Origin of the sequence: Leptospira yanagawae serovar Saopaulo str. Sao Paulo = ATCC 700523, assembly GCF_000332475.2 — a bacterium.
In the GTDB taxonomy this organism is placed as follows: Bacteria; Spirochaetota; Leptospiria; order Leptospirales; family Leptospiraceae; genus Leptospira_A; species Leptospira_A yanagawae.
This window is the reverse complement of the sequence record NZ_AOGX02000016.1, coordinates 136,964-150,712: the sequence shown is the minus strand read 5'-3', so window position 1 is coordinate 150,712 and position 13,749 is coordinate 136,964. Positions and strand designations below refer to the sequence as shown.

18 protein-coding genes are annotated in these 13,749 nt (G+C 34.8%); 8 read left to right on the top strand and 10 right to left on the bottom strand.

Annotated elements, in window-relative coordinates:
- Window positions 1-36: 36 nt before the first annotated feature.
- Window positions 37-657: a glycosyltransferase family protein gene (locus tag LEP1GSC202_RS10700; RefSeq protein WP_015677814.1), complete on the top strand. Its 621-nt coding sequence runs from the start codon at window positions 37-39 to the stop codon at window positions 655-657.
- A 36-nt stretch (window positions 658-693) separates the two neighbouring features.
- Here the strand turns inward: LEP1GSC202_RS10700 and rnk are convergent, their stop codons facing one another.
- From rnk to LEP1GSC202_RS10685, 3 genes are all read right to left on the bottom strand, one after another.
- Window positions 694-1,110 (bottom strand): nucleoside diphosphate kinase regulator, encoded by a 417-nt coding sequence (gene rnk, locus LEP1GSC202_RS10695; RefSeq protein ID WP_015677755.1) that lies wholly within the window; start codon window positions 1,108-1,110, stop codon window positions 694-696.
- A gap of 232 nt (window positions 1,111-1,342) precedes the next feature.
- Window positions 1,343-2,146 carry an IS3 family transposase gene (locus tag LEP1GSC202_RS10690; RefSeq protein ID WP_015675630.1) on the bottom strand — a complete coding sequence of 268 codons (804 nt, stop codon included), beginning with the start codon at window positions 2,144-2,146 and terminating at the stop codon, window positions 1,343-1,345.
- Window positions 2,143-2,409 (bottom strand): transposase, encoded by a 267-nt coding sequence (locus LEP1GSC202_RS10685; RefSeq protein ID WP_015675631.1) that lies wholly within the window; start codon window positions 2,407-2,409, stop codon window positions 2,143-2,145. The genes LEP1GSC202_RS10690 and LEP1GSC202_RS10685 overlap by 4 nt, the downstream gene beginning before the upstream one ends.
- A gap of 79 nt (window positions 2,410-2,488) precedes the next feature.
- Between LEP1GSC202_RS10685 and LEP1GSC202_RS10680 the strand changes: the two genes are divergently transcribed.
- The gene (locus tag LEP1GSC202_RS10680) at window positions 2,489-2,767 is read left to right on the top strand and encodes a hypothetical protein (RefSeq protein ID WP_039928808.1); all 279 of its coding nucleotides are present in this window, start codon (window positions 2,489-2,491) and stop codon (window positions 2,765-2,767) included.
- A gap of 70 nt (window positions 2,768-2,837) precedes the next feature.
- Here LEP1GSC202_RS10680 and LEP1GSC202_RS10675 read toward each other — a convergent pair whose 3' ends face one another.
- Window positions 2,838-3,797, bottom strand: a complete 960-nt coding sequence (locus LEP1GSC202_RS10675) for an alpha/beta fold hydrolase (RefSeq protein ID WP_015677760.1) — start codon at window positions 3,795-3,797, stop codon at window positions 2,838-2,840.
- Between the two features lie 252 nt (window positions 3,798-4,049).
- On the opposite strand from LEP1GSC202_RS10675, the gene LEP1GSC202_RS10670 reads away from it, so the two are divergent.
- The 5 genes from LEP1GSC202_RS10670 to LEP1GSC202_RS10650 all read left to right on the top strand — a co-directional run bounded on the left by LEP1GSC202_RS10670 (window position 4,050) and on the right by LEP1GSC202_RS10650 (window position 7,542).
- Entirely contained in the window at window positions 4,050-5,039 is a 990-nt protein-coding gene (locus LEP1GSC202_RS10670) for a M14 family zinc carboxypeptidase (protein WP_015677674.1), read from the top strand.
- Between the two features lie 102 nt (window positions 5,040-5,141).
- Complete coding sequence (locus LEP1GSC202_RS10665; RefSeq protein ID WP_015677710.1) at window positions 5,142-5,420, top strand: hypothetical protein; 279 nt, start codon at window positions 5,142-5,144, stop codon at window positions 5,418-5,420.
- Entirely contained in the window at window positions 5,402-5,668 is a 267-nt protein-coding gene (locus LEP1GSC202_RS10660; RefSeq protein ID WP_015675631.1) for a transposase, read from the top strand. The genes LEP1GSC202_RS10665 and LEP1GSC202_RS10660 overlap by 19 nt, the downstream gene beginning before the upstream one ends.
- Complete coding sequence (locus tag LEP1GSC202_RS10655; protein ID WP_015675630.1) at window positions 5,665-6,468, top strand: IS3 family transposase; 804 nt, start codon at window positions 5,665-5,667, stop codon at window positions 6,466-6,468. Before LEP1GSC202_RS10660 ends, LEP1GSC202_RS10655 begins: the two co-directional genes overlap by 4 nt.
- Before the next feature lie 132 nt (window positions 6,469-6,600).
- A complete protein-coding gene (locus LEP1GSC202_RS10650; RefSeq protein ID WP_015677786.1) occupies window positions 6,601-7,542 on the top strand; it encodes a sensor histidine kinase in 942 nt (313 codons plus the stop codon).
- Here the strand turns inward: LEP1GSC202_RS10650 and LEP1GSC202_RS10645 are convergent, their stop codons facing one another.
- Genes LEP1GSC202_RS10645 through LEP1GSC202_RS10625 form a run of 5 tightly spaced genes read right to left on the bottom strand, consistent with a single transcriptional unit; the run spans window position 7,543 to window position 10,362 of the window.
- Window positions 7,543-8,133 (bottom strand): HAD family hydrolase, encoded by a 591-nt coding sequence (locus LEP1GSC202_RS10645; RefSeq protein ID WP_015677703.1) that lies wholly within the window; start codon window positions 8,131-8,133, stop codon window positions 7,543-7,545. It lies immediately after the preceding gene.
- Window positions 8,130-8,762: a molybdenum cofactor guanylyltransferase gene (locus tag LEP1GSC202_RS10640; protein ID WP_015677636.1), complete on the bottom strand. Its 633-nt coding sequence runs from the start codon at window positions 8,760-8,762 to the stop codon at window positions 8,130-8,132. The genes LEP1GSC202_RS10645 and LEP1GSC202_RS10640 overlap by 4 nt, the downstream gene beginning before the upstream one ends.
- A complete protein-coding gene (locus LEP1GSC202_RS10635) occupies window positions 8,743-9,168 on the bottom strand; it encodes a molybdenum cofactor biosynthesis protein MoaE (protein ID WP_015677727.1) in 426 nt (141 codons plus the stop codon). The genes LEP1GSC202_RS10640 and LEP1GSC202_RS10635 overlap by 20 nt, the downstream gene beginning before the upstream one ends.
- A 9-nt stretch (window positions 9,169-9,177) precedes the next feature.
- Window positions 9,178-9,420, bottom strand: a complete 243-nt coding sequence (locus tag LEP1GSC202_RS10630) for a MoaD/ThiS family protein (protein ID WP_015677634.1) — start codon at window positions 9,418-9,420, stop codon at window positions 9,178-9,180.
- Window positions 9,421-10,362 carry a GTP 3',8-cyclase MoaA gene (locus tag LEP1GSC202_RS10625; protein ID WP_015677733.1) on the bottom strand — a complete coding sequence of 314 codons (942 nt, stop codon included), beginning with the start codon at window positions 10,360-10,362 and terminating at the stop codon, window positions 9,421-9,423. It lies immediately after the preceding gene.
- Window positions 10,363-10,486: 124 nt separating this feature from the next.
- Here LEP1GSC202_RS10625 and LEP1GSC202_RS10620 point away from each other — a divergent pair, with 124 nt between their 5' ends.
- Window positions 10,487-11,563, top strand: a complete 1,077-nt coding sequence (locus LEP1GSC202_RS10620; protein ID WP_015677693.1) for a HesA/MoeB/ThiF family protein — start codon at window positions 10,487-10,489, stop codon at window positions 11,561-11,563.
- On the opposite strand, the gene LEP1GSC202_RS10615 is transcribed toward LEP1GSC202_RS10620, so the two are convergent.
- The gene (locus LEP1GSC202_RS10615; protein WP_015677793.1) at window positions 11,560-13,716 is read right to left on the bottom strand and encodes a molybdopterin-dependent oxidoreductase; all 2,157 of its coding nucleotides are present in this window, start codon (window positions 13,714-13,716) and stop codon (window positions 11,560-11,562) included. The two genes, LEP1GSC202_RS10620 and LEP1GSC202_RS10615, sit on opposite strands and share 4 nt — an antisense overlap.
- Window positions 13,717-13,749 lie beyond the last annotated feature (33 nt).

Genomic DNA, 13,749 nt, shown 5'->3' with positions numbered 1-13,749 from the left:
AAGGAATGTTCGAAAAGAACAGAATGAAGTTTGATTATGCTAAGCATCATTGTTCCCACAGATATAGACGAGAACATTTATTACAAAGAATCACTTTTGCCGTTTCAAAAACATAAGGATGTAGAAATTATCTTAATTCCGCAGAAACAAGCTTTTACGAGGGCGGAAAGAATCAATGTAGGTTTCCATCGGTCAAATGGTGAGCTAATTTTACTGCATCACCCACGCACAAAACTTCCCAAAGATGCGATCAACTTTCTCATAGGCAAAAGCAAAACACAATTCATCGAATGGGAGTGGGGTGGTTTTCTCCATTCCTTTGACAAAAAACATTTTTTTTTAAATTGGATTTCTTGGTATTCCAATGAAGTGAGAGTTCGTAGAAAAGGTATTGTTTATTTTGATCATTGCATTTTCTTTCATAGAAATCTTTGGAAAAAAGATTTAAGTCCTCGTTATTTGTTTGAAGACACAGAGTTAAGTCAAAATTTATTGAAACAAAGTAAACCCATTCTATTACCTTTTAGGGCAATGACATCCGCGCATCGGTTTATTAAAAATGGTATCTATAAACAAACACTACTAAATTTCTTTCTGAAAATTGGTAATCTGATACAACTACCTTCGTCTTTTCTATTTTCTTTATACCAAAAGTAGTTGTATCATGACGAATTCAGCGATTTCGTTTTTGTATCACAAGTGGTAGTCGCCGTTTGCCTCTGGTTGGTAATGAATCCCTGTGATTTGGAATTGAAATATTCCGTTTGGCAATCTCCAATGTAAATTGTCTCCGACTTTATATCCAAGACAAGCAGTGGCGATAGGGGCTAATATCGAAATTTTATTTTCTTCTGAGTTTGCTTCTTCAGGAAACACTAATTTAAATACTTCAAAATTGATTTCATTGTGGTTTTTGATTTCAATCTGAGAATTCATCGTTACTACATTCGCAGGAATTTCTTTTGCATCTACTTTTTGAGCTCTTTCAATTTCTCCGAGTAAATCTTCGATATTTTGATTGGTTTTATCCTGCTTAGCGAATTCTAAAGCCATTTGTTTCAGTCGAATGTAATCAAAATGAGTCACTAAAATTTTTTTCTTCGTATTCATGTTTCATCTCCAAGTTTCATTTGTGTAAAACTTTCAGCTTATTTTCTGCTTCCTTTCTGTCAAGAGTAAGGTTCTGGCTCGGATTTCGGATACCTGAACATCGATTCCAATTCAAAATAATGGATTGCTAACAAAATTCACCTCACTAAGATTCGGCAGATTGAGAATTTTAGAAGGAATGACCTGCCCCCATTTTCAGTACCAATGGATAAGTTAGTTTTCTCTAAACATTTCAACCATAAGATCGCTTAAACTCTGAAGGAGTCAAGTAATTCAATGAAGAGTGAAGACGCTCGTCGTTGTATTCCTTTTGGAAAATTCGCAAAGCATCGGTTAACTCTCTTTGATTTTTAAAGTAGTGTAGATTCAAACACTCATCTCTAAGTTTACCATTGAAACTTTCTATAAATGCATTTTGTGTTGGTTTTCCTTTTTCAATAAAGTGAATTTCTATCCCCTTATCTTCTGCCCATTTCTGGAAGTCTTTGGATGTAAATTCTGTTCCATTATCCAAAACAAATGCTCTTGGAAGTCTTTCGAGGGTGTTTAAATATCTGATCAACTTTTCTGACGAAAAAGTAAACTCTGCCTGAAGTATGGTATTCTCTCTTGTTAAATGATCAATACCTGTTAAAATTCTTTGCTTTCTTCCATCAATCGTCCGTTCGAAAACAAAGTCCATTGACCAAACTTCGTTTGAATTCTTAGGCAATGGTAGTTGCTGTGATGATGCATTTCTTTTCTTTCGCTTCGGTTTTGTCCTTATTTTAAGCCCTTCTAAGCAATATAGTCGATATACTTTCTTATGATTGATTGTCCTACCCGACCTTCTTAACCTTCGGTAAATTCGTCGATAGCCTTCCCGTTTCCATCGAAAAGCAAGTCTTCGAATTTCGTTCATTGTCTCTTCATCAATAGCTTTCGGCTGATAATAATAACTTGATTTAGGAAGAAGAACAACATCTAGGCTTCTGTTTAGAGAAAGTCCCTCTTCAACTAGCAGATCAACTGCTCTCTCCTTCGTTGATCTGCTCAAAACTTTTTTCCCAAAACATTCTTAATTGCTTGGATTTCGAGAGCCATGTCAGCTACCAATCTTTTGAGATTTGAATTTTCCTGCTCGAGTGCCTTCATCTTCTTGATTTCGCTAAGCTCCATTCCTCCATACTTGTTACGCCAGCGATAAAATGTTTGTTCAGTGATTCCGTATTTTCGTGAAAGTTCCTTGATTGGAATACCTGTTTCTGCTTCCTTTAATATCCGAAAAATCTCGCTTTCTTCTATCTTCTTTCTTGCCATAATGCTCTCTCCTTAATATCGGAGAAAACTAACTTAAATATCGGTGCAGTTTTTGGGGAGCAGGTCAGGAAGAGAAACTATGTTTAAGAAAATACTCTTATTATCTTTAGTAATGATAAGTTTAATCACTTTTAATCTTTCCGCAAATGAATGCGAAGAAAATGATTTAGCATGCCAAATGCAAGGGAAAGTGGAAACTGCTGAAAATGAACCAGCTCTAAATCCAGATAAAGTGGATGATAAAACTCATAAGCTTTGTACAAAAAAACCAGATAGTGTTAAATGCCTAAAAAATCCAGATTGTTATTGGGATTCAACCGTAAAGGGAGGAAAGTGTAAGGGAAAAGGGCATCCATAACTGCTCGTCAAATATCAAAAATAAGAATCAAATTCAATCTTGATAGAATCGGTTTGAGTTTGGTTCATTTTTAAGATCGCTTAATGAACTCAAGGATGGCTTTGTCCCTCTTCTTAATTCGTTCAAAGAGGATTCCATAATGGTTTGTTTCGATTTCCAATCCCTTTGCATTCGGAATACGATTCAACATCGACAAATAAGCATCAGATGGCAATAGATCATCGTTGGGATATAAATTCATTTTAGTCCCTCTCATGATGAGAGTGGGTATTTGAATGGATTCAAAATCAAGGTGTTTATTCTTTTTTATTTTTTGAATCATATACAAGGGTCGAAGGAGAAACAAAATGAGTACCTTATATATATGGATTGACCCTCCCATTTCCTTCAATTCTTCTTCCATTACAAATTTTGGCATATGGCAAACATATCCATTGTTTGATTTATGTAACTCATTGATAAAATAGTTTTGAATTTCCTTTGTCCAATGTGGGATTAAGGGGGAGTTTTTTACCAATTGTAAATACGATTCCGGATTCGGAAAAACAACATCCAATCGATCAAACGATTGTTTTAGAACTTTTAAAATTTGAATTCTTTTCTTTACGGATAAGAGTCCACCTCCATCCAACAGTATCATTGATTTAAGTTGGTTTTGGTAACGTAACGCATGTCGAAGGGCAATCATACATCCAAATGAATGTCCAAGAACGATTGGATTTTTTAGTTTATAATATAGGATGATTTCTTGTAGGTCTTTGATATGATTTTCAAAACCATAACCAGTTAAAGGTTTGTCGGAATGACCTCGTCCTCGTAAATCGTAAGAGATGACTTTGTGGCCTTCTTTATGTAAAACTTTGATGATACTCTCCATCGAATGTAGGTTACCCGACAATCCGTGAAGGCAGATGATGGGAGTTTTTTTACCAGGCCAAATACATACATTCAGTTTGATTCCGTTGATCAAGATTCGTTCTTCGCGATTTTTTGATACTGATGGATTTGAGTTTTTTTTAGATTTGATCATAGCGAAATGGATGGAACCGTCTAAGAAAAATTAAAAACGTTTCCATCAAGTTGAAACACATAGTCATGAATGCAATCCATTCTTTTACAAGTCCGATTTGTATGAGAAATTCAATCTTTACGATTTGTAATCAAAATGTAACAAGAAATCAATTATTCGCATTTATGAAATGGAGGCCTATTAAAATCATGAGATTCACTACCTAAATTAAATAATTAAGGTTCAAAATGATATTGGAATGGGATTGAAACAATGTTACGTGGAATGAAGCGACTCAATCGTTATGAAAATAGAATCTTAAGGATAGTGAAACTCGGTGGCAAATTAGTTCGTTTGAAACAATATGGGTTTTCAAGTAAAACGGAAGAAGGGTTTCGATTTCCAATTTATGTTTTGGAAATTGGAAAACCAAAAGCAATTAAAAAAAACGTATCCGCTTTAGTTGCCGGAGTACATGGATTGGAAACGATTGGAATCCGCGTGCTTTTGGATTTTTTAGATCATTTATTAACCCACAAAACATCTGTTTTATACAATGAAATCAAAAATGGAGAATTGGGAATCGTATGCATTCCTATTTTGAATCCCGGTGGTGTTGCGATGAAACGACGTTCCAATCCACGTGGCGTTGATTTGATGCGGAACTCGGGAGTAGAAGCAGTGAAGGCCCCTTTTTTCTTTGGAGGGCATAAGTATTCCAATTTTTTTCCTTATTATCGGGGAAATGTCTTACAATCGGAATCGAGAGTATTAGATCGATTTTTTTATGAGTATCTCTTGAATGCCGAAAATGAGATGATACCTGTCGTAGACATTCATTCTGGATTTGGCACTATAGACCATGTTTGGTGGCCATATGCGAGCATTCATAGACCTTGTGCTGATGAGCCTTTGTTTCAAAAAATGGCGAATCATTTTACCAATTCCTTAAATCATTATTTATATCGATTTGGACCACAAAGTGAAACGTATACAACTCATGGCGATCTTTGGGATCGACTTTATGATTTGTTCCTTGAAAGGGCAAATTCAAAGACAAATGCGCAGAATTCGAGGTTTTTGCCACTTACACTAGAAATGGGAACTTGGTCTGATATTAAAATTGACCCGTGGAAAATTTTCCGTAAACGTGGAATTTTTAACCCAGCGCGTGAATCCAAACAAAAATCGATCATCAGTCATCGAAAATTCTTATCAGATGTTATGCGATTGGCAAAACAAAAAGTTGATGATTTGGTCTAAAAATCCAATTTTTTAGAATTTTTTTTAAATATTCTCTTTACCTTTCCCTATTCTCTGTTACTCTTTTTTTCCTGGGAAAAATTAGTTCCAAAGACAATCATTATGTACCAATTGAGCGAAGTATTAAATCTTATATTTGATAGTATTGGTTTATTGATTTTGATTCGATTGTTTTGGCTTGGACTTATTCCCAAATATAAATATTTATTACTCGGTTTCCTTTCGATTTGGTTTAGTAATATCTTTACTGTCGTAGAAGGATTTTATTTTCCTGATATTTTTAATTTATTAGAACTGACCTGCTCCCCAAAAACTGCACCGATATTTAAGTTAGTTTTCTCCGATATTAAGGAGAGAGCATTATGGCAAGAAAGAAGATAGAAGAAAGCGAGATTTTTCGGATATTAAAGGAAGCAGAAACAGGTATTCCAATCAAGGAACTTTCACGAAAATACGGAATCACTGAACAAACATTTTATCGCTGGCGTAACAAGTATGGAGGAATGGAGCTTAGCGAAATCAAGAAGATGAAGGCACTCGAGCAGGAAAATTCAAATCTCAAAAGATTGGTAGCTGACATGGCTCTCGAAATCCAAGCAATTAAGAATGTTTTGGGAAAAAAGTTTTGAGCAGATCAACGAAGGAGAGAGCAGTTGATCTGCTAGTTGAAGAGGGACTTTCTCTAAACAGAAGCCTAGATGTTGTTCTTCTTCCTAAATCAAGTTATTATTATCAGCCGAAAGCTATTGATGAAGAGACAATGAACGAAATTCGAAGACTTGCTTTTCGATGGAAACGGGAAGGCTATCGACGAATTTACCGAAGGTTAAGAAGGTCGGGTAGGACAATCAATCATAAGAAAGTATATCGACTATATTGCTTAGAAGGGCTTAAAATAAGGACAAAACCGAAGCGAAAGAAAAGAAATGCATCATCACAGCAACTACCATTGCCTAAGAATTCAAACGAAGTTTGGTCAATGGACTTTGTTTTCGAACGGACGATTGATGGAAGAAAGCAAAGAATTTTAACAGGTATTGATCATTTAACAAGAGAGAATACCATACTTCAGGCAGAGTTTACTTTTTCGTCAGAAAAGTTGATCAGATATTTAAACACCCTCGAAAGACTTCCAAGAGCATTTGTTTTGGATAATGGAACAGAATTTACATCCAAAGACTTCCAGAAATGGGCAGAAGATAAGGGGATAGAAATTCACTTTATTGAAAAAGGAAAACCAACACAAAATGCATTTATAGAAAGTTTCAATGGTAAACTTAGAGATGAGTGTTTGAATCTACACTACTTTAAAAATCAAAGAGAGTTAACCGATGCTTTGCGAATTTTCCAAAAGGAATACAACGACGAGCGTCTTCACTCTTCATTGAATTACTTGACTCCTTCAGAGTTTAAGCGATCTTATGGTTGAAATGTTTAGAGAAAACTAACTTATCCATTGGTACTGAAAATGGGGGCAGGTCAGAACATTCCTTTTATTTTTTCTCCTCCGTTTTCTTTTTTGTTAGTCTCAAAAAAGAAATTTTGGTATCAGCACATTGATATGAATGCAATCGTTTTATTAAATCTATTATCCTTTATCATATATCTAATTGCATTATTTCAAATCATTGTTGTTTTGATCAGAAAACCAGTGTTTCGCGGAGAAGGAACAATGGTTTTAGTTCTAGCACTCATTCCATGTTATGTGAACATTTCAAATATTTTTGAACATGGATTTTCCATAGACTATTTTGATGATTACGAAGGTTTTTTTAAGGATTTGTATGCAATGTTCTTACTTATCTATTTTTATATTCATACCATTAAAAAAGAGCAGAATACGATTATCCAACACCAATCTCAAATCAAATCAGATCTTAAATTAAAATCCAAATTACTTACCGAAATTCATCATCGTGTGAACAATAATTTGCAAATTATTTCTGGCCTTATGGCTTTGCAGATAGAATCCGAAAATGATGAAAAACTGACAACATCGCTAAACTTAATTCAAAACCGCATCAATGCGATTGCTTCCGTCCATAAGATCATTTATGGCTCACCAAATCTTTTATTTGTAAACCTTAACCAAATTTTTAGTTCAATCTTATTGAATCTAAAACTTACTTATCTCAAAGAAAATCAAAACATCGAGCTTCGGGAATTGATTGAGGAAGGACTGGAAATGGATTTGGATCGAGCTATACCAATTGGGCTCATTTTAAATGAATTGGTATCCAATTCATTCCGTCATGCTTTCAAAAAAGAGGATAAAGGGATAATTGAAGTAAGTTTGGGTAAATTGAATGATGAGTTCGTGTTGATAATTAAAGACAATGGACTCGGTTCAGAAGGAGAACTTATGGAAGCAAAAGGGATTGGGATCATGCTTGTTAAAAGTTTAGTGAAACAAATCAAAGGTAAAATTATATTTGATAGTGATCATGGTATGACGGCGGAAATTAGATTCCCTTTGGTGAATGCAAATCCTATTCAAATCTAATCATAAATAAAATATTTCATTTAAATTTTTTACAGCATAGGTTGCATCTTTCAAAAATGGGAAAGCGCCGCTTGGATCTATATAAATAGTTTCCACTCCTGCTTGTTTACCAGCTAACATGTCATAAAGATAATCGCCTACCATAATCGTATCTTCTGGCTTTGCTTCCCATTCTCGCATCAAATAAAAAATACCATCTGGATTCGGTTTTGGTAATGCCTTATCACGGCAAATAATGTTATTCGATTTAAAAAATGAATCGATTTTCGCAGCCTTTAAAGTTTCGATTGCGTTGTCATAACTATTTCTAGTCAGGATTCCGATTTTGTGGTTTATTACATTCAATTCGGTAAGAAGATTTGTGGAACCTTCCATTGCGATCGCCAGTTTTGCGATTTTTAGCTCGATTTCGTTTAATTGAATCTCTTTTTGCAATTTCTCTTCTTTTGGTAAATTGGATAGAGAAGTGAGTATGTCTTGTTCCAATGAAATTCCCAATTCTTGTTTGATTGCCAAAAAATCATGTTGGGCTACAGTGAGTGTTCCATCCATGTCAAAAATCCAGAATTTCTTTCGATTGAGTAATTTCATTTTTTAAAAAAATCCAAATCTTTTTCAGTGTTGATATTACGAAAATACCTTTCCTCTACTTTTGGAAGTGGTAGGAAAATCGGTTGCGGATCTAAAGATTCAATTTTTTTTTGAAGAGAAAATTCAATTTTGTTATTCGATTCAATTTCCTTTAACCATAAATCGAGTGTTTGGTGGTTGTATATGCTACAAAGTGGTTCCAGGCCATTACTTGATTGGTAAAATATGCCTGATGAATTTGAGTTTATATGATAATGTCTAAGTATTCTATCAATTGTTTTTAATTTGATATAGGGGATATCGATTGGTAATACGAAAATAGCATTATAATCTGGATTTGTTTTATTTAAGGTGAGATGAGTGGAAAGTAAACCAAGTAATGGTCCATAAACGGGGATGTTTTGGTCCATTATGATTTCATCTTCAGAAAATAACGAACTATAATCTTTAACCTGCTCGGAGCGAAGGGATAGGTATAATTCTTCATTGAAATATTTAATTTTTTGGATGATTTTTGTGATAAATGTTGATTTGTCCCCAATGGGAAGGAATGCTTTGTCTTTTCCCATTCGGATACTTTGTCCACCAGCTAACAATATAAATATGATGTCATTTTTCGTGTGTCTCATGAACACAGCCTTTTGACCAATCGGAACTTCCATCAATATAGGTTTCTTTTTTCCAAATAGGGACTTCGTGTTTCACGCGATCAATGATATATCGATTTGCCTGGTATGCTTCATCTCTATGCACAGATCCTGTGGATACTATCACTGCTATCTCACCAACAACCAATTTTCCTAAACGGTGGATGCAGTCTGCATATTCTAGTTCCCATTTTGTCTTCGCATCATTAATGATATCCTCGATCATTTGGTTGGCCAACTCAGAATACGCTTCATACTCCAAATGCGTGACTGTTTTCCCTTCATTTGTATCTCTGACGATTCCAGTAAACAATACAAATCCACCCATCTTCGGTAATGTCGGTATAATCTCTTGGATTTCTAGTTTGTTTTCAGTGATATGTTTCATTAAAATCAGCTATCCTCCACTCGAGGGCGGTAAGATTGCAATGCTTGCATTTTTAGGAATTGTATCTGATTCCTTGGCCATTTTTTGGTTAATGGAAACTCTACAAACTTTTAATATTTTAGCAGCATCTGGATTCTCTTTTATTAAAATTTCAATTAGTGTTGAAACACTTGTATCTCCTTCGATCTCCCTTTGTTGTTTATTTGGAAAATAATCTTTTAGAGCTGCAAAATATAAAATTTCAACTTCCATTTAACCTCCAATATACTTCATCGATAATTCAGAACCAGTGAATTTATTCTTTTTCGTCAGCATTGCTTGATGTAAAGTGGATTGAATTTCATCAAATGATTCAGGTATCACAAAAGAAGTTTCATCGCTTAGGCATCCATAAATACGTCCCTTGCTATCCATGCGCAATCGGTTACAACCTTCGCAGAATGGTTCGGTATGATTGGCAATCATACCAAAAATATAACCTTCATTTGTTATATAATATTGAGCAGTAGAATCTTGTGGTGTAGGATAATCTTGAAAATGATATTTCAAACGAATTTGGTTTCGAATTTCTTCAGCGGAATAAAAATAGGAAGGGTGTTCTTTCTGTAGTGGACCCATTTTCATAAATTCTAAAAAACGAATAGGAATTCCCTCTTCGCCGCACCAAGTAAGTATGTTCAATACTTCATGGTCATTCAATCCACGTAAAACAGTAGTATTTATTTTTACTTTAAGGCCAATTTGTTTTGCTTTTTTGATTTGGTTTAATACATGGGAAACTGGTATTTTCCGATCGCTTAAACGTTCGAAAATCGATTGTGTAATGCTATCTAAGGAAAAGTTAATTCTTGTTAGTCCAGATGAAACCATTTCTTCCAATAAATCCGGGTTAAAATGACCATTTGAAGTGAGGGCTATTTCCTGGATGGAATGATATTTTACGATTTGGATCAATTCAATTAAATTTTTATGAAGTGTTGGTTCTCCTCCTGTCAAATGTACTTCCTTAATTTTTAAATGGGGTTTCAGTAAGTTCAAATTTTTATCTAATTGATCCGGGCTTAAAGAATGTGAATGGGTTAGCTGTGGAGAAAAATTTTCTTTTTCTTTGGGTGCACAATAAACACATGCGAAATTGCAATGGGATAGGATACTAATTCGCAAAACTTCAAATTTTCGAGTATCCAGTGTCATCGTTATAAACGAATTTATACAGGAATTCTAAGTTGGAAACTAAAATTGATTTTTTTCAATGGGTTCTATCGGAAAAATCGACATTAAGATCCTTTTTTGAATCGTTTTTTATACAATCGAAATTATGAATATAGATAAAAATAAATTTTTTCAAAGGCAAAGTTTGGTCCCAGAAATCGGTGAATTTGGGCAAAAGAAATGGGCTGAATCGTCAGTGTTGATTATTGGGCTAGGTGGTTTAGGTTGTCCTTCTGCTTTACAATTAGCAGTTTCTGGAATTGGTAGGATCGGTCTTATTGATTTTGATGTTGTTGAAGTTTCAAATTTACACCGACAAACCTTGTTTACATGGAAACATATCGGACGTAAAAAAAATGAAGTTGCTGCTGAAGTAATAAAGGAACATGTTCCATGGATACAAATTGAAATTTATTCAGAGTTCGTCCATTCAGAATCAAATCCAAATATCTTTCAAACTTGGGATATTGTTTTAGATTGTACAGATACTATCGCTTCCAAGTATGCAATCAATGATATTTGTTTAAAATTTGGAATTCCTTTGGTAACAGCTTCGGTATTTCGGACAAGTGCCCAATTTGCGTTATTCTCTGGAAAAGGAAAACCATGTTATCGTTGTTTGTTTCCAGACCTGAGTGAAGGAGATACTTTGAGTTGTAATGAAGGGGGAGTTCTAGGTTTACAGGCATCCATTGCAGGCAATTATCAAGCTTCTTTGGCATTACAATACCTTTTAAATCCAAATCAGTTTGATTCCAATTCTGTTTATTTTATCGAGTGGAATCCAATTACATTTTATGAATCAAAATTAGATCCTAATATAAATTGTATTTGTGATAATACAGATATTAGAGTAACGAAACCTATCACAAAAAAAATGGAAGTCGATTTTGAAGGATACAATTTACTCAAAAACAAAGGATCAGTAGTTTTACTCGACGTAAGAGAAAGGGAAGAAGTTGAACAGTACCCGATTAAAGGTGTCTTACATTTCCCTTTATCAGAAATGAAAAAGGGAAATCTTCCTGATATCGAAGACAACCAAATCATCGTTTGTATCTGTGAATCGGGGATTCGATCAAATTTAGCACTGTCTTTTTTTCCTCATCATTCAGAAAGGTATTCCTTTTTAGGAGGAAGAAAATTTTATATGCAAGCAAATCAAAAAATGGAAACGAATTAAGGATTGAGTTTCATTATTTTTACTTGGATCCCACTAAAAGCAGCATTCCCAGAAAATTCATCTAAATTTTGATCATCCGTTAGGTCATTAATGCTCACACCTGAAAATTGGCTTGCTATCATTTGTTTAGTTCCCGATCTGCTATGACCAAAGCCATGAGGAATGCTTACCACTCCTTTCATTAATTCCTCTGTAATTTCAATTGGAATCGTAAGTTGGCCTACTTTTGATGTTACAATGACTTCTTCTTCATTTTTGATCCCGAGTTGATTTGCATCATCGGGATGGATCATCATTGTACATCTAGGTTTTCCAGACATAAGTTTTGGAAGATTATGCATCCAGGAATTGTTATTTCGTAAATGCCTCCTTCCAATTAGAAGAAAAGGATATAACGATTGATTGGTGACAAGATACTCTTTGAATTTTGCCATGAGTCTTGGTATGTCATTTTTTAAATGACTTGGGAATAATTGAATCATTTTGTCTTCAGTATACAATCTTTCAGGGAAAGATTGTTTCAAAGGACCCAAGTCTACGCCGTGAGGACTATTTTTAAGTAACTCTAAACTCATTTGCAAATCTGGGTTTTGTTTTGCTCCATAGGGTCCTGATTTTAAGGCGTGATCAATGATATTTGCAGGTGTTAATTTGGTTCGGATTATTTCATTTGGTAATTCTTTACCAGATCGTTTTAATTCAATTCGTTTGGTTAGATCTGTAAAAATTTCCCAATCATGTAACATCCCTTCTTTAGGTGGGAAAAGTGGCTCGTTGTATCTCGTTGTGTTTCTTATTGCAAATACATTAAAAATTAAATCATAGTGATCATGTTCTAATGCAGAAGTTGGTGGTAAAATGTAGTGAGCATGTTTGGTAGTTTCATTGATATAAAAATCAAAACTGATCATAAGCTCTAACGAAGACAGGGCCTTTTCTAGTTTTTTCCCGTTAGGTGTTGACAAAACAGGATTTCCTGCAGATGTCACCAAACATCGAATTTGTCCTTCACCTTCTGTAAGTATTTCCTCGGCCAGGGCAGAAACCGGCAATTCATCATTGAATTCAGGTAATTTTCTAACTCTTGATTGGTAAGTATTAAAACTTCCTTGCGAGGATCGAATGACTGATCCTTCGCCCACTAAATCCACTGCTGGCAAAGTGAACATGGCACCACCCTCTTTGTCTAAATTTCCAGTGATGGTGTTGATGACATTGATGAGCCATTGGCAAAGTGCACCAAACTCTTGGGTAGATACACCAACTCTCCCATAACAAACTGCAGACGGTGCATTTGCAAATTCCAATGCAATGCGGTGTATGGTTTCGTTGGGAACTCCTGTAATTTTGGAAACAGTTTCTGGATCAAATTCACTGACCAAACTCTGGATCGATTTTAAATCTGATTCCTTAGTCAATGGATTTGGTTTTGAGAGGTTCTCTTTAAATATAACATGAACAATGGATAAAAGAAAAAATACATCTGTTCCCGGTTTGATGAAAATATGTTCATTGGCATGTTCTGCCGTTTCTGTTTTCCTTGGGTCAACAACAACGTATTTTCCACCTCTATCCTGAATCGATTTTAGTCTTTTTTTCACATCGGGAACGCTCATTAAACTTCCATTAGATGCAAAAGGATTCCCTCCTAAAATTAAAAAGAACTGAGTTCGATCAATATCGGGAATAGGGATCAGTAACTGGTGACCAAACATCAAATACGATAGCAATTGGTGGGGGAGTTGATCAACAGAGGTTGCTGAAAAATTGTTTTTGGTTTTGATCCGACTGACAAATCTTTGGCCAAACAACATAGAACCATAATTATGAACTGTAGGATTTCCATTATAAATCCCAACTGAGTCGTTACCATATTTTGTTTGGATGTTCACGATTTTTGTGGCGATCTCAGAAAGAGCACCAACCCAAGATACTTCCTCCCATCCAGATTCTGTTTTTTTAAGAGGAAACTTAATACGATCAGGATCTTCGTATAAACTTTTTAATTCTGGACCCTTTGGACAGATATGTCCACGACTAAAACTGTCCTTTTGATCTCCCTTAAAACCTAGGATTGAACCATTTTTAACTTCGATTTGGAGTCCACACATGGCCTCACATAAATTACAAGATCGGTAATGAGTGAATTCCATTTGTCTCTCCCAGGAGGAAAATTTTAAAATGGA

Excerpts from the sequence above, each read along its gene's own strand:
- LEP1GSC202_RS10700 (WP_015677814.1), top strand. The coding sequence starts at position 37 with ATGCTAAGCATCATTGTTCCCACAGATATAGACGAGAACATTTATTAC.
- rnk (WP_015677755.1), bottom strand. The coding sequence starts at position 1,110 with ATGAATACGAAGAAAAAAATTTTAGTGACTCATTTTGATTACATTCGA.
- LEP1GSC202_RS10685 (WP_015675631.1), bottom strand. The coding sequence starts at position 2,409 with ATGGCAAGAAAGAAGATAGAAGAAAGCGAGATTTTTCGGATATTAAAG.
- LEP1GSC202_RS10680 (WP_039928808.1), top strand. The coding sequence starts at position 2,489 with ATGTTTAAGAAAATACTCTTATTATCTTTAGTAATGATAAGTTTAATC.
- LEP1GSC202_RS10675 (WP_015677760.1), bottom strand. The coding sequence starts at position 3,797 with ATGATCAAATCTAAAAAAAACTCAAATCCATCAGTATCAAAAAATCGC.
- LEP1GSC202_RS10670 (WP_015677674.1), top strand. The coding sequence starts at position 4,050 with ATGTTACGTGGAATGAAGCGACTCAATCGTTATGAAAATAGAATCTTA.
- LEP1GSC202_RS10665 (WP_015677710.1), top strand. The coding sequence starts at position 5,142 with ATGTACCAATTGAGCGAAGTATTAAATCTTATATTTGATAGTATTGGT.
- LEP1GSC202_RS10660 (WP_015675631.1), top strand. The coding sequence starts at position 5,402 with ATGGCAAGAAAGAAGATAGAAGAAAGCGAGATTTTTCGGATATTAAAG.
- LEP1GSC202_RS10650 (WP_015677786.1), top strand. The coding sequence starts at position 6,601 with ATGAATGCAATCGTTTTATTAAATCTATTATCCTTTATCATATATCTA.
- LEP1GSC202_RS10645 (WP_015677703.1), bottom strand. The coding sequence starts at position 8,133 with ATGAAATTACTCAATCGAAAGAAATTCTGGATTTTTGACATGGATGGA.
- LEP1GSC202_RS10640 (WP_015677636.1), bottom strand. The coding sequence starts at position 8,762 with ATGAGACACACGAAAAATGACATCATATTTATATTGTTAGCTGGTGGA.
- LEP1GSC202_RS10635 (WP_015677727.1), bottom strand. The coding sequence starts at position 9,168 with ATGAAACATATCACTGAAAACAAACTAGAAATCCAAGAGATTATACCG.
- LEP1GSC202_RS10630 (WP_015677634.1), bottom strand. The coding sequence starts at position 9,420 with ATGGAAGTTGAAATTTTATATTTTGCAGCTCTAAAAGATTATTTTCCA.
- LEP1GSC202_RS10625 (WP_015677733.1), bottom strand. The coding sequence starts at position 10,362 with ATGACACTGGATACTCGAAAATTTGAAGTTTTGCGAATTAGTATCCTA.
- LEP1GSC202_RS10620 (WP_015677693.1), top strand. The coding sequence starts at position 10,487 with ATGAATATAGATAAAAATAAATTTTTTCAAAGGCAAAGTTTGGTCCCA.
- LEP1GSC202_RS10615 (WP_015677793.1), bottom strand. The coding sequence starts at position 13,716 with ATGGAATTCACTCATTACCGATCTTGTAATTTATGTGAGGCCATGTGT.